Origin of the sequence: Salibacterium halotolerans (assembly GCF_900115625.1) — a bacterium.
GTDB classification, from domain to species: Bacteria; Bacillota; Bacilli; order Bacillales; family Marinococcaceae; genus Salibacterium; species Salibacterium halotolerans.
Map to the genome: position 1 here is coordinate 58,771 of NZ_FOXD01000009.1, position 18,253 is coordinate 77,023.

Genomic DNA, 18,253 nt, shown 5'->3' on the forward strand with positions numbered 1-18,253 from the left:
GGAGGGAAAGATAAATGAGCGCTGAGAATGCCAATTGGGAAAAACAAGAAGGGAACCAGGGCGTCCTGACAATCGAAGTCGAATCCGAAAGATTTGAAGAAGCACTCGATCAGGCGTTCCAAAAAGTAAGAAAACAGGTGGATATTCCTGGTTTCCGTAAAGGGAAAGTGCCGCGCAAACTGTTTGAACAGCGGTTTGGTGTAGAATCCCTTTACCAGGATGCGGTGGATATTGTGCTGCCGCCGGCTTATTCAGAAGCCGTTCAGGAAACGCAGATTGAACCGGTGGATCAGCCGGATATTGATATCGAAGAGATTGAAAGAGGAAAGAATCTGGTCTTCAAAGCCACTGTTACGGTGAAACCGGAAGTGGAGCTCGGCCAGTATAAAGAACTGGAAGTGGAAGAATTCGAAACCTCCGTTTCGGAAGAAGATGTCCAGGCAGAGCTCGATAAGCTCAAAGAACAGCAGGCTGAGCTTGTTGTCGTGGAAGACGGTGAAGTACAGAACGGAGACACCGTTGTCATGGACTTCAAAGGCTATGTAGACGGCGAAGCGTTTGAAGGCGGCGAAGCAGAGAATTATTCGCTCGAAATCGGCTCCGGTCAGTTTATTCCGGGATTCGAAGAACAAATCACCGGCATGACTCCGGGAGAAGAAAGAGATATTACGATTACCTTCCCGGAAGAATATCATTCAGAAGAACTTTCCGGAAAAGAAGCTGTATTTTCCGTGAAGCTTCATGACATCAAACGCAAAGAACTCCCTGAAATGGATGACGAATTTGCCAAAGATGTGGATGAAGATGTCGAGACGTTCGATGAACTGAAGAATAAACAGGAAGACAAGCTCAAGCACGATAAAGAGCACGAAAAAGAACACCATGAGCGCGATACGGTCGTTGAAAAAGCAGCGGAGAACGCGTCGGTTGATATTCCGGATGCCATGATTTCTTCAGAATCCGACCGCATGATGCAGGAATTCGATCAGCGTCTGCAGGCACAGGGCATGTCTCTTGATATGTATTATCAGGTAGCAGGAACGGACGAAGAAGGCATGAAAGAACAGTTCAAAGGCGAAGCCGAAAAACGGGTAAAAATGAACCTTACCCTGGAAGCTGTAGCCAACGCGGAAGAAGTCGAAGCGAGTGACGATGACGTGGAAAAAGAACTGGATAAAATGGCCGAAACGTATCAGAGAGAGAAAGAAGAAATCCGGCAGCTGCTCGCGATGCAGGGCGGAACGGATGCATTGAAAGATGATCTCCGCATTCAAAAGGCGATCGACTTTCTTGTAGAAAACAGCAAAACCGTCCCGAAATCCCAAGAAAATGAAGACGTGGCAGAAGAAGCCGAATAATGGATTCACGACCCTAAAAGCTTGAAAAAGCTTTTAGGGTTTTTCATAAGAAACGGCATGGAAAACTTAAAGGGCATTTCAATCAAAATGAAGTATAGATTTCTATCATTTCCGGGGAAAAAGAAGGAATGGTGTACGTCATGGTTGAATATACATAAGGAAAGTGTCTATGATATAAGGGATGGTTCTACATAAGATGCGGTACAATATCCTTTTTTCCATCCGTATTGTTTCAAGTTGGGCCACTGTGTATGATACAATGCGAAGCATAATCATATACTATGGTCATTATGTACGCGAAAAGGCAGATTCGGTATAGCATGGCAGCTGTTCAAATGATTGTACTGAAACACAGAAGTTCGTGTACAATAACCATGTAAGGGGTGAGAAGATGTTTAAGTTCAATGAAGAGAAGGGACAATTGAAATGTTCTTTCTGCGGGAAGACACAGGACCAGGTGAGAAAATTAGTCGCTGGACCCGGCGTTTATATATGCGATGAATGCATCGAGCTGTGTACGGAAATCGTGGAAGAAGAACTTGGCACAGAAGAGGAAGTGGAACTGGAAGAACTTCCGAAGCCGAATGAAATCAACGAGACGCTTGATGATTATGTCATCGGTCAGGAAAAAGCGAAACGTTCCCTGGCTGTGGCGGTGTACAATCACTACAAACGTGTAAACTCCGCAGCAGCAAAGCAGCAGGGAGATGTAGAACTTGCCAAAAGTAACATCTGTATGATCGGACCTACCGGAAGCGGGAAAACATTGATGGCGCAGACACTGGCAAGAATACTGAACGTTCCGTTTGCGATGGCGGACGCCACATCGCTCACTGAAGCCGGCTATGTCGGAGAAGACGTGGAGAATATTCTGCTGAAACTCCTCCAGGCAGCCGACTACGATGTGGAGAAGGCGGAAAAAGGAATAATTTATATCGACGAAATCGATAAAGTAGCACGTAAATCAGAGAATCCTTCCATCACAAGAGACGTTTCCGGTGAAGGGGTGCAGCAGGCTCTGCTGAAAATTCTTGAAGGGACAACGGCAAGTGTTCCTCCTCAAGGCGGCCGTAAGCATCCGCATCAGGAATTCATTCAGATTGATACGTCCAACGTTCTCTTTATCTGCGGTGGTGCGTTCGACGGAATCGACCAGATTGTCCAGGAACGTCTCGGCAAACAGGTTATCGGTTTCGGCTCGGAATCGGAAAAAGCCGACATGGACAAAGACGAATACATGAGCCGCATTCTTCCGGAAGATCTTCTCCGTTACGGTTTGATTCCGGAATTTATCGGACGTCTCCCGGTTATTTCGAGTCTTTCCGAGCTTGATGAAGATGCGCTTGTGGATATCCTGACACAGCCAAAGAATGCCCTCGTGAAGCAGTACCAGAAACTTCTTGAAATGGATGAAGTGGAACTGGAATTCACAGACGAAGCGCTCCGTGAGATTTCGCGTGAAGCGATTGAACGAAAAACCGGAGCCCGTGGACTGCGCTCCATTATTGAAGGCATTATGCTCGACATCATGTATGACCTTCCGAATAAAGAAGACATTGCTGTCTGTACCATTACAGCAGAAGCTGTAACGGATGACGTGTCTCCTATTCTAAAAACACACGACGGTAAAGAAGTTTATCTGGAAAGCAAAGCACCAAGAGAAAGCGCCTGACTATAAGGCAGAGACGGTCCAGCCGAAGCACGCACGGCTGGACCGTTTTTATAAGGATAGGCAGACTATGTGCAAAGGATAATACAACAGTTGGGAATGTCTCCGGGCTGTCCTTCTTCTGAATAATTGATTTCCGTTCTGCATGTTCAAAAGCAGACGGCGGCATACTAAGTCAGGGAAGACGGCAAGGAGGCATAAACAATATGAATCTGATGATGATTGTACTTATTGTTCAAATGATATTCGGGGTGATTGTCGGTCTTTATTTCTGGAATCTCCTCAAACAGCAGCGCGCAGGCAAAACAGCGGTCCAGAGGGATTCAAAAAAAGAAATTGAACAGCTCAGCCGGATGCGTTCTGTTTCGTTATCCCAGCCGCTGACAGAAAAGGCCCGTCCTGCGTCATTGAGCGATATCATTGGACAGGAAGAAGGAATCAAAGCGCTCAAAGCAGCATTATGCGGAGAAAACCCGCAGCATGTTCTGCTTTACGGACCGCCCGGCATCGGCAAGACAGCAGCGGCGAGACTCGTTCTTGAAGCAGCTAAGCGCAATCCGGCTTCTCCGTTTCGAAAAGATGCAGCATTTGTGGAGATTGATGGTGCGACATCGCGTTTCGATGAGCGCGGGATTGCCGACCCTTTAATCGGCTCGGTGCATGATCCAATTTATCAGGGAGCGGGAGCGATGGGGCAGGCAGGCGTCCCCCAGCCTAAGCAGGGAGCAGTCACAAAAGCACACGGAGGTATGCTGTTTATTGATGAAATAGGGGAACTTCACAGCATACAGCTGAATAAACTGTTGAAAGTGCTGGAAGACCGGAAAGTATATCTGGAAAGTGCGTATTACAGCGAGAGTAATCCGCAGATACCAACGTATATCCATGATATTTTTAACAACGGGCTTCCGGCTGACTTCCGGCTCGTGGGAGCCACGACAAGACAGCCGCAGGAACTGCCTGCGGCACTGCGCTCCCGCTGCATGGAAATTTATTTCCGGCCGCTGGATGATTCCGAGGTCCGAAAGATTGCATACCAGGCCGGGGAGAAGAGCGGTGCCGAACTTACAGAAGAAGCAGCGTTTTTGATTTCCCGGTTTGCCGGAAACGGCCGGGATGCGGTTCATATTGTTCAGATCGCGGCGGGAGCGGCGAAAGAAGACGAGCGTACTGTGTTGGAGACCCGCGACATCGAGTGGGTGCTTCAGGCGGGCCGGCTCGAACCAAAACCCGGCCGCTCCATCCAGCACGACCGTTTTGTCGGAAAAGTAAATGGGCTGGCTGTAACAGCAGCAGGCGCCGGTATGATTCTTGATGTGGAGGCCGCCGCAAAAAAAGGCGTGTATCCGGGCAACGTTACGGTGACCGGCGTGATGGAAGAAGAAAAACATGGAACACCCGTTTTTTCCACGCGGCGGAAAAGCCTTGCCAAAAGTTCGGTCGAAAATGTTGTCACGGTTCTTCATACGATGCATCTCCCGGTAAAAGAATATGATATTCACGTCAATTTTCCCGGCGGCCTTCCTATCGATGGTCCTTCCGCCGGCGCCGCCATTCTGCTGGCAGTTTACTCGGCAGTCAAACAGGTAAAAGTAAAGCCTTTCACTGCCGTAACCGGTGAAATCGGAGTGCGGGGCGATATTAAACCGGTAGGCGGGGTGCCTGAAAAAGTAGATGCAGCATGTAAGGCTGGGGCACAGGTTGTATTCATACCGCATGAAAATGACCGTCCTTCCTTTCATGAACAGGAACAGGGAACGATAATTCCCGTTGCGCGGGTGGAAGAGCTTTTGAAACAAGCACTGCTTCCCGAAGAAGAAGTGTCAGAAACCGGGCATGGTTTCATTATACCGGCCGGTGATACATCCGTTTCGTATCACGAAACCGAGGAGCCTGGAATTAGACAAATGAATGAGAAATAGGATAAAATAAAACCATCATGCAGTAGAAAAGAAAAAGCGCACGATACTGTGCTGTTTTATAGAGAAGCAGACCCGCCGCAAAGGAAAAGGAAACGAAGCGGGTCTTTTTTTAAAAGGGAAGATGACCCTTCTTCCTGCACCTTTTCCGGACGGTCAGGGAAGGGTGATAATATTGGGGTTTGGTAGACCGGTTTCAACGCTTGTCCGTTCAAAGCCCCAGTGGATCCGGGACCGTCCGGCGCTGCCCGCAGAACGAGCGCAAAACGGACGGATGATCTGCTTTATCAGCCGGAATTCCGCTAAGCAGAGAGCCTGCGCTTTTCTTATTTTACATAATTACAGTGATGGAAAAGAACTGAAAAAATGGAGGTATTGCCGGTGGAACAAGAGAATAGAAATATCCCGCTGCTTCCGCTTCGGGGACTTCTTGTATTTCCGACGATGGTACTGCATCTGGATGTCGGTCGTGAAAAATCGGTGCAGGCTCTGGAACAGGCAATGGTTGATGACAGCGAAATTATGTTGACCAGCCAGATCGACTTATCCATTGATGAACCGGGCGAGGAAGATATGTATCATATTGGAACGCACGCCAAAGTGAAACAGATGCTCAAGCTTCCAAACGGCACGATCCGTGTTCTCGTGGAGGGGCTGGCACGTGCAGAAATCAGCCGCTTTCTCGATCGGGAAGATTATTTTGAAGTTGAGATGAAACGACTCGAACAGAAAGAAAACGAATATGACTCCGAAGAACTGGCTCTTATGCGCAATGTGATTGAACAGTTTGAGCAGTATGTGTCGATTTCCAAGAAAGTGTCCAATGAAACACTGCAGTCCGTGCAGGACATTGCCGAACCAGCGAGACTGGCGGATGTTGTTTCATCCCATCTCCCTTTGAAAATCGCAGAGAAACAGAAACTGCTTGAGACAGTGCCGGTACAGAATCGGTTAATGAAGATTCTGGAAACCCTGAATAATGAAAAGGAAGTACTCGGTCTCGAAAAGAAAATCGGCCAGCGCGTGAAAAAATCCATGGAAAAAACGCAGAAAGAGTACTATCTCCGGGAACAGATGAAAGCCATCCAGAAAGAACTCGGAGATAAAGAAGGAAAAACGGGGGAAGTGGAAGAGCTTAAACAGAAAATTGAAGACGCCGGCATGCCCGAAAATGTAAAGGAGAAGGCATACAAAGAAATGGACCGGTACGAAAAAATGCCTTCTTCTTCGGCGGAGAGTTCGGTCATCCGTAATTACATCGAGTGGCTTACGGTCATTCCGTGGACGGAGGAGACCGAAGACCGTCTTGATATCAACCACGCCCAAAATATCCTCGATGAAGACCATCACGGCCTTGATCAGGTGAAAGAACGGGTGCTGGAGTACCTGGCTGTGCAGGAAATGACGCAGTCCCTGAAAGGTCCGATTCTATGCCTGACCGGCCCGCCGGGAGTCGGCAAGACATCGCTTGCCCGTTCTGTCGCCCGAGCGTTGGAGAGGAATTTTGTCCGCATATCGCTTGGCGGCGTACGGGATGAAGCGGAAATCCGCGGCCACCGGCGGACGTATGTCGGAGCGATGCCGGGCCGCATAATTCAGGGCATGAAAAAAGCCGGATCGACCAACCCCGTTTTTCTGCTTGACGAAATTGATAAGATGGCAAGTGATTTCCGGGGAGATCCTTCGGCGGCCATGCTGGAAGTGCTGGATCCGGAACAGAATAATACGTTCAGTGATCATTACATTGAAGAGCCGTATGATTTATCGAAAGTCATGTTTATCACGACGGCCAATAATGTTTCCACGATTCCGGAGCCGCTTCTCGACAGGATGGAATTTATATCTATCGCCGGCTATACGGAAGTCGAGAAACTGGGAATTGCCAAAAATCATCTGCTTCCGAAGCAGACAGAGGAGCACGGACTTACCAAAGGAAAGATTCAGTTTAAGGAAGACGCGCTGCTTAAAATTATCCGATATTATACAAGAGAAGCCGGTGTGCGTAGTCTTGAGCGGGAAATTGCCAATGTCTGCAGGAAAGCAGTGAAGCGCATTATTTCCGGGGAACGCAAAAGGGTTATTGTAACGGTAAATACCATTGAAGATATGCTCGGACAGCCGAAATACAGATACGGCAAAGCGGAGGAAACCGACCAGATCGGTGCGGCTACAGGCCTTGCCTATACGACGGCCGGAGGAAACACGCTCTCCATTGAAGTCTCTCTAGCACAGGGAAAAGGAGAGCTCACATTGACAGGCAAACTCGGCGATGTGATGAAAGAATCAGCACAGGCTGCCTTCAGTTATATCCGCTCACGCTCCGAAGAGTTGAAAATCGACGAGGATTTCCACGAAAAATATGACATTCATATTCATGTGCCTGCCGGTGCGACTCCAAAAGACGGGCCTTCCGCCGGTATCACAATGGCAACCGCGCTGATTTCGGCACTGACAAATAGAGTGGTCAAAAAAGAAGTCGGTATGACCGGGGAAATTACGCTGCGGGGACGGGTGCTTCCAATCGGCGGTTTGAAAGAAAAAGCAATGAGTGCCCACCGCGCAGGACTTGAAACCATTATCATACCGCAGGAAAACAAAAAAGATATTGAAGATGTACCAGAAAGTGTGAGGAAAGGCCTTACGTTTATCACGGTGTCCCATCTGGATGAAGTACTGGCCTATGCATTGGGGGAGGAAAATGAAAGTAAATGAAGCGGAGCTTTTGATCAGCGCCGTCCGGCAGGACCAGTATCCTAAGAATGGTCTGCCGGAGATTGCTCTGGCCGGCCGCTCCAACGTAGGCAAATCATCATTTATTAATACACTTGTCACGCGCAAAAATCTGGCCCGGACCTCAGGGAAACCAGGAAAGACCCAGACATTGAATTTTTATGATATTGAGGGCAGGCTGATGTTTGTGGACGTACCCGGGTACGGTTATGCCAAAGTTTCCAAGTCGGAACGGGAGGCATGGGGAAGAATGATGGAAACGTACTTTTCCTCTAGAGAGAAACTGCGCGGGGTGGCCATGATTGTCGACTCCAGACATTCACCGAGCGCTCTGGACGTCCAGATGTACCAGTATCTGAAACAGTTTGAGCTTCCGGTGCTTGTCATCGCGACGAAAGCGGATAAAGTAACAAAAAACAAACGGCCGAAACATGTAAAAAACATCAGAGAAACACTCGAGCTTGAGAAAGCAGATAATATCCTGCTGTTTTCAGCAGAAACCGGGCAGGGCAAAGAAGATGCCTGGAAAGCAATCCAGGCCATGATTGGATGAGGTATCGGATCTATCTTCGTACAATAATCATGTAAACGCCGAATCCGAGAAGCACGATGGGGAAGAACATTTCTACAATATAGGAGACCTGCGTGCCTGAGGCCTGTCTCAGTTCGGAACTGTACAGGAATCCGGCACCGGCAGCTGAAAGAAGAATCCCTGTGAATAAACCGGAATTTCTCGTCTTCAGCGAGTCGACAAGGAAAGCAGCTCCGAAGTAGAGAAAATACATGCCGATATGATCGGGCCAGAATGCGGTGAACTGCAGAAGGTAAAAGTGAGCGCCAAGTAACAGCAGCAGCACACCCGGAAGAAACGACAGCGGAATGCGGCCGCTCAGGCTCTCTACGAGGAAAGCGAAGCCCGCAAGCAGCAGTGCCGGCCACACGGTCCATATTCCGCCCGGGGCCAGGTCCCAGTTTTCAACAATAAGAATCAGGGCAAGTCCGGAAACGATGATACCGTAAAAGATGCTCTGCTTTTTCATATGTGTCCTCCATCAACTCATTAGAATTATGTCGAATATTTATGATATCATATAAGTACACAATCTACAGCCGGTGCTGTCCGGCTGTTGTATAGAAGATAAAAGTCAGCGGCTGTTCACATTTCATGATTCACGTGTGCCGTGGGCATGATATAATATGACAGTGGACAAGTATACGAATGCATTTGACGCTGAACGAAAGATAGAGACATTGCTGCAATCGGGGGTGAAAAACACATGCACATTATCGTTGCCGGCTTTGATTATAAAACGACCCCTGTCGAAATCAGAGAACAGCTGGCGTTTCAGGAAGAGTCGCTGCCGGATGCGCTGCAGCAGCTTAGAAACATGAAAAGCATACTGGAGTGTACCATTGTTTCAACGTGCAACCGTACCGAAATTTATGCCGTTGCCGATCAGCTGCACACCGGACGTCATTTTATAAAGAAATTTCTGTATGAATGGTTTGGTCTTCCGATCGATGAGTATGGGGCTCATCTGAATATACGGGAAAACGATACAGCGATACAGCACCTGTTCCGGGTGAGTGCAGGATTGGACTCCATGGTCCTTGGGGAAACGCAGATTCTGGGACAGGTGAAAGACAGCTTCTTTCTGGCACAGAATGAAGGAGCCACAGGCACTGTCCTGAACGAATTATTCCGGCAGGCTGTCACATTTGCGAAAAAATCACACAGCGAGACAGAAATTAATGAAAATGCTGTTTCGGTAAGTTATGCCGCTGTTGAGCTTGGGAAAAAAATTCTCGGCGATTTCCGGGACAAGCACGTGATGGTGCTTGGAGCCGGTGAAATGAGTGAATTGACAGCCAAACACCTTTATGAAGGCGGTGCGGCTGAAGTAACGGTGTTAAACCGGACGTACGCGAAAGCTGCTGAATTGGCGGAACGGTTTTTCGGTACAGCCGGAAGCATGGAAGAACTGCGGCGTTACATGGAGAAGACAGATATCGTTATTTCTTCCACGGGTTCAAGTGATTATGTAATTGACAAGGCATGGATGGAGAGCGTTCTGAAGCAGCGGCGCGGACAGCCGCTTTTCATGGTGGATATCGCTGTGCCGCGCGATTTCGATCCTGCCCTTGAGAAGCTGGACAATGTCTTTCTGTATGATATTGATGATCTGCAGGGCATTGTAGCGGCAAATATGGAAGAGAGAAAAACGGAAGCGGAAAAGATAGAAGCCGGTATTCAGGATGAGCTCGCCTCTTTCAAAGAGTGGGTGCACACACTCGGTGTTGTGCCTGTCATTTCTGCACTGAGAACGAAAGCTCTGTCCATTCAGTCCGAAACGATGGACAGCCTGGAGCGCAAACTTCCGGATTTATCGGAACGCGATAAAAAAGTACTGCGTAAGCATACAAAAAGCATAGTGAACCAGATGCTGCGCGAGCCTATCACAAGAGCGAAAGAAATGGCCGGAGAACCGGATGCCGATGAGTCGCTTGCATTGTTTACCGAAATATTCGGGCTCGATGAAGAAGTGGAAGCGGCCAGAGAGGCTGAAGAGAAGCAGGTAAAAGTGGAAGAAGCGGAGCAGGAATGGGGCCGCCGTAAAAAAAGGCGGATCTCCCCTTATGCATACGCTCAGGATATCAGCTTCCACTCCTAGGAGAGGAGTTGTCACAAATGGTTGCTTCTGCGGGCATTATTTATGCTTTAACGATTGTGCTGTACAGTCTGAGTGTGCTCGGATATTTCATAGATTTTCTGCAGAACAACCGGAAGGTGAACCGGATCGCCTTCTGGTTGCTTTCTATCGTATGGGTGCTCCAGACACTTTTTTTTGTTATTCGAGCGCTTCAATATGACAGACTGCCCATCATTACACCGTTTGAAGGGCTGTTTTTTTATGCCTGGCTTCTTGTAAGTCTCTCACTTATTATCAACTGGTTTTTCCGTGTGGATTTTCTCGTGTTTTTTACAAATGTCGTTGGTTTTGTCATGATGGCTTTCAGTTTGTTCACCCCGGACGGTGATGTGCCGTCGGATTTGAACGACCTTCTTATCTCGGAACTGCTGGTCGTTCATGTGACGCTTATTATGATTGGGTACGCTGCATTTACGATAGCTTTTGTGTTTTCCGCGCTGTATGTGTTTCAGCATCACCTGCTGAAACAGAAGCAGTGGGGAAAGCGATTGTTGCGGCTGGAGAACCTTCCGAAAATGGAACGTTTTATTTTTTGGATGACAACAATCGGTGTTCCCTTCATGCTGCTTGGCTTTACCCTTGGATTTATATGGGCTTCGATTCAGCTTTCCCAGCTGCCGTGGCTCGATGCCAAAGTGATCGGGTCCTTTGTTGTGCTGGTCGTATACAGCATTTACCTTTATCTATGGGCGGTCAGGCATCAAAGAGGCTATAATATGGCGTTGTTTAATATAGCGGGGTTTATGCTCGTGTTGATTAATTACTTTTTATCAAGTGAGCTGACTGATTTTCATTTCTGGTATTTTTAAAACAAGGGGTACGATGTTTAAATACACCCTCTGCGGTGCAGGATGAAAGAGATAACAACCCCCGGACAGGCGGTTGAACGGATGGAGGAATAGGATGCGTACGATTGTACTGGGAACGAGAAAAAGCAACCTTGCGATGAAGCAGACGGAGTGGGTTGTTAATGAGTTGAATCAGCGCGGTCTTCCTTATCAATTTGATACAAAGAAGATCGTAACAAAAGGGGACAAAATACTTGATGTCACCCTTTCCAAAGTAGGTGGTAAAGGTCTTTTCATCAAGGAGATTGAAGAAGCCCTTACAAATAGAGAGATTGATATAGCCGTCCACAGCATGAAAGATCTCCCGGGAGAAGTGGAAGAAGGCTTTCGTCTGGGTGCTGTCACAAACAGGGTGGACCCGCGGGATGTCCTGATATCAACGGATCATGTACTGCTGGATGATCTGCCGGCGGGCGCTGTAGTCGGAACGAGCAGCCTGCGGCGTTCCTCTCAGATATTGGCACGACGGCCTGATCTAAAAATACAGTGGATCCGCGGGAATATAGACACACGTCTCCGCAAACTCCGCGAAGAGAATTTTGATGCGATTGTTCTGGCTGCGGCCGGTCTCACCCGCATGGGGTGGGATGAAAAAATTGTAACAGAGTATCTGGATCCCGATATCTGTCTTCCTGCTGTAGGTCAAGGCGCACTTGGACTGGAATGCCGGGAGGATGATCAGGAAGTTCTTGATATTCTTGCGGAGCTCAACGATGACATTGTTTCCAGACGTGTGACGGCCGAACGCGCCTTTCTGCAGACCGTCGAGGGGGGATGCCAGGTGCCGATCGGCGGCTATGCCATGCTCGAGTCAAATGGAGATATCAGTCTCACCGCCATGATTGGATCCCCTGATGGTGAAACGGTCCTTACCTCCTCCCGCAGGGGGCCTGAACCGGAAACAGTCGGTAAACAGGCTGCGGAGGAACTGCTCCAGCAGGGAGGCAGAGAAATTCTCGACAAAGTGAAAGATGAGCTGGATCAAACATGACAGAGCCCCTCACCGGCCGGAACGTTTTAGTAACGAGGCCGCCCGGTCAGAGTGATGCGTTAAAGCGTTTGATTGAAGCAGAGGGAGGGACTGCTCTTGTTCTGCCGATGATTGAAACGATACGCACCGAAGACTGGGATCCGCTGAAAAAACGTGCCGCGGAGAAAAAGTGGGACTGGGTGATTTTCACAAGCGCCAATGCGGCCGCTTATTTTTCGGAACTGCTTGCAGAAGTTCCGCTTTCCGTGCCGGAAACATGCCGGACAGCAGCGGTAGGAAAAAAAACCGCAGAAGCTGTGCGCAAAAGAGGATGGCCCAATCCTCTGCTGCCCCGGGTCAGTGATGGCGACGGGCTTGCTGACCTGCTGCAGAGCCGGGTGCGCCCAGGGGACTCTGTTCTTTTCCCCAAAAGCGTCAGGGCCCGTTCAGTTATTGCCGATGTGCTGCAAAGGGAAGGCGCTTATGTGCACGAACTCCCGCTTTACACGACGGCTGCTGCGTATCAAAACCGGGAACAGCTGCTGTCATGGATTCAGGAGGGAACCATTGATTTATTGACATTCACGAGCCCTTCCGCCGTCAAAGCCTTTGCCCATTTTGTAAGAAACATGCCGAAGAAAGACTGGCAGGGGCTGGACACGGTAAGCATTGGGTCCATTACCGATAATGAAGCGGCAAAGCACGGGTTTGTATCGCGCAGAACGGCGGAACCGTCCACGGTTGAGGGTATTGTACGAACGTTAACCGCGTTTTGAAGGAGGATGACACGATGAATGAACTGACATTCCACCGGCACCGCCGGCTGCGGAGCACCCCGGGCATACGGAACATGGTACGGGAAACAGTGCTCCGGAAAGAAGATCTCATTTTTCCCATTTTTGTACTTGAAGGCAGCGATATTAAAAACGAAGTACCATCAATGCCGGGCGTCTATCAGGTATCTCTGGACCATCTCGGGGAAGAGATGAACCGGCTGGAGTCTTCAGGTGTTCCGGCTGTCATTGTATTTGGGATCCCGGAACATAAAGACGAAAACGGCACCCAGGCGTATGCTGAGGAAGGCATTGTTCAAAAAGCAATCCGGCAGATTAAACAAAATCATCCGGATCTGACCGTCATTGCCGATACCTGTCTCTGCCAGTACACCGATCACGGACACTGTGGTATTATTGAACAGGGTACGATCGTGAACGACACGTCTCTCGATCTCCTCACTCAAACTGCTGTAAGCCAGGCGGACGCAGGCGCTGACATTATCGCCCCGTCCAACATGATGGACGGCTTCACAGCTGCCATCCGCCACGGTCTGGATGAAGCCGGACACATAAATATTCCGGTGATGTCCTATTCCGTGAAATTCGCATCCGCGTTTTACGGCCCGTTCCGGGATGCAGCGCACAGCTCTCCCTCTTTTGGGGACCGCAAAACGTACCAGATGGATCCCCCGAACCGGCTCGAAGCTCTCCGCGAAGCAGCATCAGATGTAGAAGAGGGAGCGGACTTTCTCATTGTGAAACCCGCACTTCCCTACCTGGATGTTGTACGGGAAGTGAAAGATGAGACGTCTAAACCGGTGGTTGCCTATAACGTATCCGGCGAGTACGCCATGATCAAGGCGGCTTCGGCAAACGGCTGGCTTGATGAAAAAGAAGTTGTTATGGAAAAACTGACGAGCATGAAACGGGCCGGCGCCGATCTCATCGTAACCTACTTTGCCATAGACGCCGCCGCCTGGATCGATGAAAAGCAGTAACATGGACTGTTGGGGCTGTTCTTGACGGACAGCCCTTTTTTAAAAGGAAAAACGATGTGGAAGAGGACAAGCCATCGTTTCATTTGATAAGCTGGAAGGAGAATATCCAGTAAAGGAGTGCTGTATATGAAGACGTTTGATAAGTCCCAGGCGGCGTTTGATGAAGCGGAACCGCTTATGCCGGGCGGAGTGAGCAGTCCGGTTCGGACATATAACTCCGTCGGCCATCCGCCTGTTTACATTGAAGAAGGAAAAGGGTCCAAAGTGTGGGACCTCGATGGAAATGAGTTTATTGATTATGTTCTGTCCTGGGGACCGCTGATCCGCGGCCACGCCGATGATCACGTAGTGGAACAGTTGAAGAAAGCAACTGAAAAAGGAACCAGCTTCGGCACCTCCCATCAGATGGAGACGAAACTGGCTGAACTCATCATTGACCGGGTTCCGTCAATTGACGTCGTACGAATGGTTAACTCCGGCACGGAAGCAACCATGAGCGCTCTGCGCCTTGCACGTGGCTTTACCGGACGGGATAAAATCATCAAAATGGAAGGTTGTTACCACGGCCACGGTGATTCCCTGTTAATCAAGGCAGGGTCCGGTGTGGCGACACTAGGACTCCCGGACAGCCCCGGTGTTCCATCCGGTACTGCCTCCAACACGCTGACGGTACCGTATAATGACCTGGAAAGCTTAAAACTCGCCTTTGAAAAGTACGGCGAAGAAATTGCCGCCGTTATTATGGAACCTGTTACCGGCAACATGGGAGTCGTACTGCCGGAGGAAGGTTTCTTGCAGGGTGTCCGCGATATCACGGAAGAAAACGGGAGCCTCCTTATTTTTGATGAAGTGATGACAGGATTCCGCGTCGGCTATAACAGCGCACAGGGAGAATTCGGCGTAACACCGGATTTGACCTGCCTTGGAAAAACAATCGGCGGTGGACTGCCGGTTGGTGCTTACGGCGGACGCAAAGATATTATGGCAAAAATCGCTCCGGATGGTTCGATTTATCAAGCCGGCACATTGTCCGGAAACCCTCTTGCCATGACGGCGGGCTACGAGACACTCAGCCAGCTTACTCCGGCGGATTATGAACGGTTCTATAAGCTCGGTAACCAGCTCGCAGACGGTCTTGAAGCCGCCGCCTCCAGACATGGTATCCCACATCACGTGAACCGGGCCGGGGCCATGACGACGCTTTTCTTCACAGAAGAAAAAGTGACTGACTTCGCTTCGGCGAAAACATCGGATCTTGATTTGTTTGCCTCTTATTTCCGGGAAATGATGCAGCAGGGTATATCACTCCCGCCTTCGCAGTTTGAAGGCATCTTCCTGTCTACCGCCCACAGCGAAGAAGATATAGAGAAAACAATCGACGCAGCCGAGAAGACATTTTCGAAAATAAAGGCATAGAGCAAAAAAAGCAGCGCCGGATTACATATCCGGGCTGCTCTTTTTTTGAGGGGGCGGGGAAGCAAATGCAAGTATTGCTGCGAGAACAGGCAGAGCAATCATCATCCAGAGAATTTCATTGTACTGTCCGAAATAATCAAACGCTATACCAAACGGAAGCGGCCCCAGTGCTGAACCGATAACAATGGCTGTCGTTGCGAAACTTTTCAGTTTGCCGATATGATCAAGGCCGAAATATTCCGGCCAGACCATGTTATTGCAAATTTTTGTCGTTCCGTCAAAAAAGCCCCAAAGTACGACAAAAAGAACAATACTCCACGCCGACTGTGCGTAAATCAGAAGAATGAAGGTAAAACAGCTTAAAAGAAAGCCGAGGGAGTACACAATGTGCAGTTTGACGCGTTCCACGACAAATCCGGCCGCGAGAGTGAACAGAAATGCCGTGATCGGCATCAGACTGAGGAGAAAAGCAACGACCGGCCGTTCAATCCCTTTCTCTCCTAAAATCGAAAACAAGTGAATTGTAATACCTGTATTAACCAAAGACGGAACAACCGCACAGAACAAAGCAAACCAGAATGATTTCGTGCGGACGGCGCTGTATACCGTCCAGGAAGATTCCCGCCGTTCTTTTGCAGAGGCTGCGGCTGCTTCTTCCCGGTTCCCGTCTTTGCCGTCATTATCCGGAAGCAGACCGACATCCTCCGGTCGGTTCCGGATAAACACAAAGGCAGCCGGCACAAACACAACGAGAAGCACCGTACCCCAGAATACCCATGTAAACCGCCAGCCGCCAAGCTCGATCAAAAAGAAGTGAATCGGCGGCATCGCAGCACCGCTGGCGAGAACACCAAGCGTCATAAAACTGAACGCGCGTCCGCGCTGTTTAGAAAACCACTGGGGCACCAGCGTATTCGGTACAAGGGTCATAGATCCCTGCCCGAACAGACGGAGCATGAAAAAACCGATAAACATCATAACCGGGCCGATCATGGCACTGTTCCAAAAACAGGCTATGGCAAGCATGGTTCCGACAAGAACAGTAGTATAACGCTGTCCTTTCTTATCAATCAAACGTCCTGTCAAAAACAACAGGAGTCCCGCTGCAAGAGTAGACGCGGAATAAATGCTTGAAATCATCGTGCGGTTTCCTTCAAATTCCTCAATGTAAATGTCCATAAATACTGAAATCGAATAAGTCTGTCCCGGCCCGGAGAAAAAGGCACCCAGCGCTGCTATGGCAACAATCAGCCAACCGTAAAAAAATGGCGGCTGTACAGGCAGATTATCTTTTCTTAGTCTCTTTACTGTCTTCGTACTACTATGATTCATCCAATCCCCTTTTCCGTCAATTCCACGTCTCCCTGAGACGGGAATCCTTCGTTTCATATACGGATACATTCTATCAATCTGCCATAAGAAAAACAACGAACGGGATTATCAATCATAGTTTCGCCCGGGGAGGCATATAGTGAAAGGGATAACGAAGGAAGGTTGAAGCTTCCATCATGGAGACAACCTTGCGTATACCTGATACAAAGGAGGGCTTAATAAATGACAGACGCACATGCCTCGGAGCTGACGTTCAGTCTGGAAGAATCGGTGTGGCTGAATCAAGGCGAAAAAATTAAGGAACTGGTGTCGCTGGGACTGGATCCGGATATTCGAATCGAAGAAAAATATGATTACGTGGATATTAAAGGCGGTTTGTACCTGAATGGAGAATATTACCCCGAAACAGAAGAACAGGGATATGATACAGACACAGATCCGGCTCCACGTTATATTGAAACAAATAGCAGGCGCGAAGACGGGGTCGGTGAACTGAAGCATTTTTTTCCGGTGGATGTCACAGTGCCGCTGAACCGTATTCAACACCTTGATGATGTATATGTAACGATTGACAGTTTTGATTATGATCTTCCGGAACCTGGGTGCATTCAGCTCACAGCGGATGTTAGCATTTCCGGTGTGCAGGAACGCGTGCGTGAGGAAGAGACAAAAGCGGTGGAGGAATCCCCGGCTGTTGAACCTCTGCCAGTGTGGGAAATGGAAGATGTGTTCCGCCCGGAAGACAATGAAACAGAAAACAGCAAAGACGAACCGGCAGAAGAAAGGTTTCCTGCCGATTTAGTATCCGGCGCGGAAGACAGAGAAGAAAAGCAGGAAGAAGAGGAAACAGAAGAGGAAACAGAAGATGATACAGCCGATATTGTCACGTCTTTCCATGGACGCGACACACAGGAAGAACCTCTGCCGGTGCAATCGGAAAGAGAAGAAGACGAGCAGGTGGAAAAGGAAGCGGAAACCGAAGAAAACAGCGGCCCTGGTGAAACAGCAGAAACGGGGGACCGCGATGATAATGCGCTGTATTTAACGAAAATGATGACTAGTGGAGAGGAAGACTTTTCCCGGCTGAAGATGTGTATCATCCAGGAAAATGAATCGATAGAGCAGATCGCCGAGCGGTATCACACGACGGCGGGACATCTGCTGCGGTTTAATCGTCTGACTCATGAACATGTGGAGGAAGGGCAGATATTATATATCCCCGCCCCCGTTTCCACAGCGGAACCGGATAACAGCTGACAACGGCTTCTTGCAGGAAACCCGCACGTTCAGCGGCTGACCACGCAGCTTAAGTAAGCACCGGTCAGCAAAAAGAGAAGCATAACATCAAACGTCGTTGGAAAAATCAATGTACGGATTACCTGAAAAATAATAAGAACTAACAGAATCTGCATGACAGCCAGCTTCCATTTCCACCACCATCTCCGCTTCGGCCGGTGATGGTGGTGCCTTTTTTTATGTTTTCTGGGCGGAGGGCACGGTGGACCAGGCGGCCCTGGATAAGGGGG

General features: G+C 49.2%; 15 protein-coding genes. 12 read left to right on the top strand and 3 right to left on the bottom strand.

Translation table 11 applies throughout. The features are described 5' to 3' along the window. The first annotated feature begins 14 nt into the window (after positions 1 to 14). The 5 genes from tig (at position 15) to yihA (ending at position 8,229) form a co-directional block, all read left to right on the top strand. Complete coding sequence (gene tig, locus BM124_RS09185) at positions 15 to 1,358, top strand: trigger factor (RefSeq protein ID WP_093336998.1); 1,344 nt, start codon at positions 15 to 17, stop codon at positions 1,356 to 1,358. A gap of 391 nt (positions 1,359 to 1,749) precedes the next feature. After that, positions 1,750 to 3,030, top strand: a complete 1,281-nt coding sequence (gene clpX / locus BM124_RS09190; RefSeq protein WP_093337000.1) for an ATP-dependent protease ATP-binding subunit ClpX — start codon at positions 1,750 to 1,752, stop codon at positions 3,028 to 3,030. A 203-nt stretch (positions 3,031 to 3,233) separates the two neighbouring features. Beyond that, the gene (gene lonB / locus BM124_RS09195; protein WP_093337001.1) at positions 3,234 to 4,949 is read left to right on the top strand and encodes an ATP-dependent protease LonB; all 1,716 of its coding nucleotides are present in this window, start codon (positions 3,234 to 3,236) and stop codon (positions 4,947 to 4,949) included. A 378-nt stretch (positions 4,950 to 5,327) separates the two neighbouring features. Further along, positions 5,328 to 7,658 (top strand): endopeptidase La, encoded by a 2,331-nt coding sequence (lon, locus tag BM124_RS09200; protein WP_244504289.1) that lies wholly within the window; start codon positions 5,328 to 5,330, stop codon positions 7,656 to 7,658. Next, the gene (yihA, locus tag BM124_RS09205; RefSeq protein WP_093337004.1) at positions 7,645 to 8,229 is read left to right on the top strand and encodes a ribosome biogenesis GTP-binding protein YihA/YsxC; all 585 of its coding nucleotides are present in this window, start codon (positions 7,645 to 7,647) and stop codon (positions 8,227 to 8,229) included. Before lon ends, yihA begins: the two co-directional genes overlap by 14 nt. A 10-nt stretch (positions 8,230 to 8,239) precedes the next feature. Here the strand turns inward: yihA and BM124_RS09210 are convergent, their stop codons facing one another. After that, entirely contained in the window at positions 8,240 to 8,716 is a 477-nt protein-coding gene (locus BM124_RS09210) for a hypothetical protein (protein WP_093337006.1), read from the bottom strand. Between the two features lie 237 nt (positions 8,717 to 8,953). Between BM124_RS09210 and hemA the strand changes: the two genes are divergently transcribed. The 6 genes from hemA (at position 8,954) to hemL (ending at position 15,395) form a co-directional block, all read left to right on the top strand. Continuing rightward, the gene (gene hemA, locus BM124_RS09215) at positions 8,954 to 10,348 is read left to right on the top strand and encodes a glutamyl-tRNA reductase (RefSeq protein WP_093337007.1); all 1,395 of its coding nucleotides are present in this window, start codon (positions 8,954 to 8,956) and stop codon (positions 10,346 to 10,348) included. 17 nt (positions 10,349 to 10,365) lie between these two features. Beyond that, positions 10,366 to 11,196 (top strand): cytochrome C assembly family protein, encoded by an 831-nt coding sequence (locus BM124_RS09220; protein WP_093337009.1) that lies wholly within the window; start codon positions 10,366 to 10,368, stop codon positions 11,194 to 11,196. Between the two features lie 94 nt (positions 11,197 to 11,290). After that, positions 11,291 to 12,226 carry a hydroxymethylbilane synthase gene (hemC, locus tag BM124_RS09225; RefSeq protein WP_093337010.1) on the top strand — a complete coding sequence of 312 codons (936 nt, stop codon included), beginning with the start codon at positions 11,291 to 11,293 and terminating at the stop codon, positions 12,224 to 12,226. Continuing rightward, positions 12,223 to 12,981 (top strand): uroporphyrinogen-III synthase, encoded by a 759-nt coding sequence (locus BM124_RS09230; protein ID WP_093337012.1) that lies wholly within the window; start codon positions 12,223 to 12,225, stop codon positions 12,979 to 12,981. The genes hemC and BM124_RS09230 overlap by 4 nt, the downstream gene beginning before the upstream one ends. A gap of 14 nt (positions 12,982 to 12,995) precedes the next feature. Next, entirely contained in the window at positions 12,996 to 13,979 is a 984-nt protein-coding gene (hemB, locus tag BM124_RS09235) for a porphobilinogen synthase (RefSeq protein ID WP_093337013.1), read from the top strand. A gap of 126 nt (positions 13,980 to 14,105) precedes the next feature. Then, the gene (hemL, locus tag BM124_RS09240) at positions 14,106 to 15,395 is read left to right on the top strand and encodes a glutamate-1-semialdehyde 2,1-aminomutase (RefSeq protein WP_093337015.1); all 1,290 of its coding nucleotides are present in this window, start codon (positions 14,106 to 14,108) and stop codon (positions 15,393 to 15,395) included. 21 nt (positions 15,396 to 15,416) lie between these two features. On the opposite strand, the gene BM124_RS09245 is transcribed toward hemL, so the two are convergent. Next, positions 15,417 to 16,727, bottom strand: coding sequence for an MFS transporter (locus BM124_RS09245; RefSeq protein ID WP_093337016.1), 1,311 nt, complete (start codon positions 16,725 to 16,727; stop codon positions 15,417 to 15,419). A gap of 222 nt (positions 16,728 to 16,949) precedes the next feature. Between BM124_RS09245 and spoVID the strand changes: the two genes are divergently transcribed. Next, positions 16,950 to 17,984, top strand: coding sequence for a stage VI sporulation protein D (gene spoVID / locus BM124_RS09250; protein WP_093337018.1), 1,035 nt, complete (start codon positions 16,950 to 16,952; stop codon positions 17,982 to 17,984). Positions 17,985 to 18,013: 29 nt separating this feature from the next. On the opposite strand, the gene BM124_RS19510 is transcribed toward spoVID, so the two are convergent. After that, complete coding sequence (locus BM124_RS19510; protein ID WP_280139724.1) at positions 18,014 to 18,139, bottom strand: hypothetical protein; 126 nt, start codon at positions 18,137 to 18,139, stop codon at positions 18,014 to 18,016. Positions 18,140 to 18,253: the final 114 nt, after the last annotated feature.

What these genes read in the sequence shown, in the direction of transcription:
- tig (WP_093336998.1), top strand. Translation starts at nt 15, where the DNA reads ATGAGCGCTGAGAATGCCAATTGGGAAAAACAAGAAGGGAACCAGGGC.
- clpX (WP_093337000.1), top strand. Translation starts at nt 1,750, where the DNA reads ATGTTTAAGTTCAATGAAGAGAAGGGACAATTGAAATGTTCTTTCTGC.
- lonB (WP_093337001.1), top strand. Translation starts at nt 3,234, where the DNA reads ATGAATCTGATGATGATTGTACTTATTGTTCAAATGATATTCGGGGTG.
- yihA (WP_093337004.1), top strand. Translation starts at nt 7,645, where the DNA reads ATGAAAGTAAATGAAGCGGAGCTTTTGATCAGCGCCGTCCGGCAGGAC.
- BM124_RS09210 (WP_093337006.1), bottom strand. Translation starts at nt 8,716, where the DNA reads ATGAAAAAGCAGAGCATCTTTTACGGTATCATCGTTTCCGGACTTGCC.
- hemA (WP_093337007.1), top strand. Translation starts at nt 8,954, where the DNA reads ATGCACATTATCGTTGCCGGCTTTGATTATAAAACGACCCCTGTCGAA.
- BM124_RS09220 (WP_093337009.1), top strand. Translation starts at nt 10,366, where the DNA reads ATGGTTGCTTCTGCGGGCATTATTTATGCTTTAACGATTGTGCTGTAC.
- hemC (WP_093337010.1), top strand. Translation starts at nt 11,291, where the DNA reads ATGCGTACGATTGTACTGGGAACGAGAAAAAGCAACCTTGCGATGAAG.
- BM124_RS09230 (WP_093337012.1), top strand. Translation starts at nt 12,223, where the DNA reads ATGACAGAGCCCCTCACCGGCCGGAACGTTTTAGTAACGAGGCCGCCC.
- hemB (WP_093337013.1), top strand. Translation starts at nt 12,996, where the DNA reads ATGAATGAACTGACATTCCACCGGCACCGCCGGCTGCGGAGCACCCCG.
- hemL (WP_093337015.1), top strand. Translation starts at nt 14,106, where the DNA reads ATGAAGACGTTTGATAAGTCCCAGGCGGCGTTTGATGAAGCGGAACCG.
- BM124_RS09245 (WP_093337016.1), bottom strand. Translation starts at nt 16,727, where the DNA reads ATGAATCATAGTAGTACGAAGACAGTAAAGAGACTAAGAAAAGATAAT.
- spoVID (WP_093337018.1), top strand. Translation starts at nt 16,950, where the DNA reads ATGACAGACGCACATGCCTCGGAGCTGACGTTCAGTCTGGAAGAATCG.
- BM124_RS19510 (WP_280139724.1), bottom strand. Translation starts at nt 18,139, where the DNA reads ATGCAGATTCTGTTAGTTCTTATTATTTTTCAGGTAATCCGTACATTG.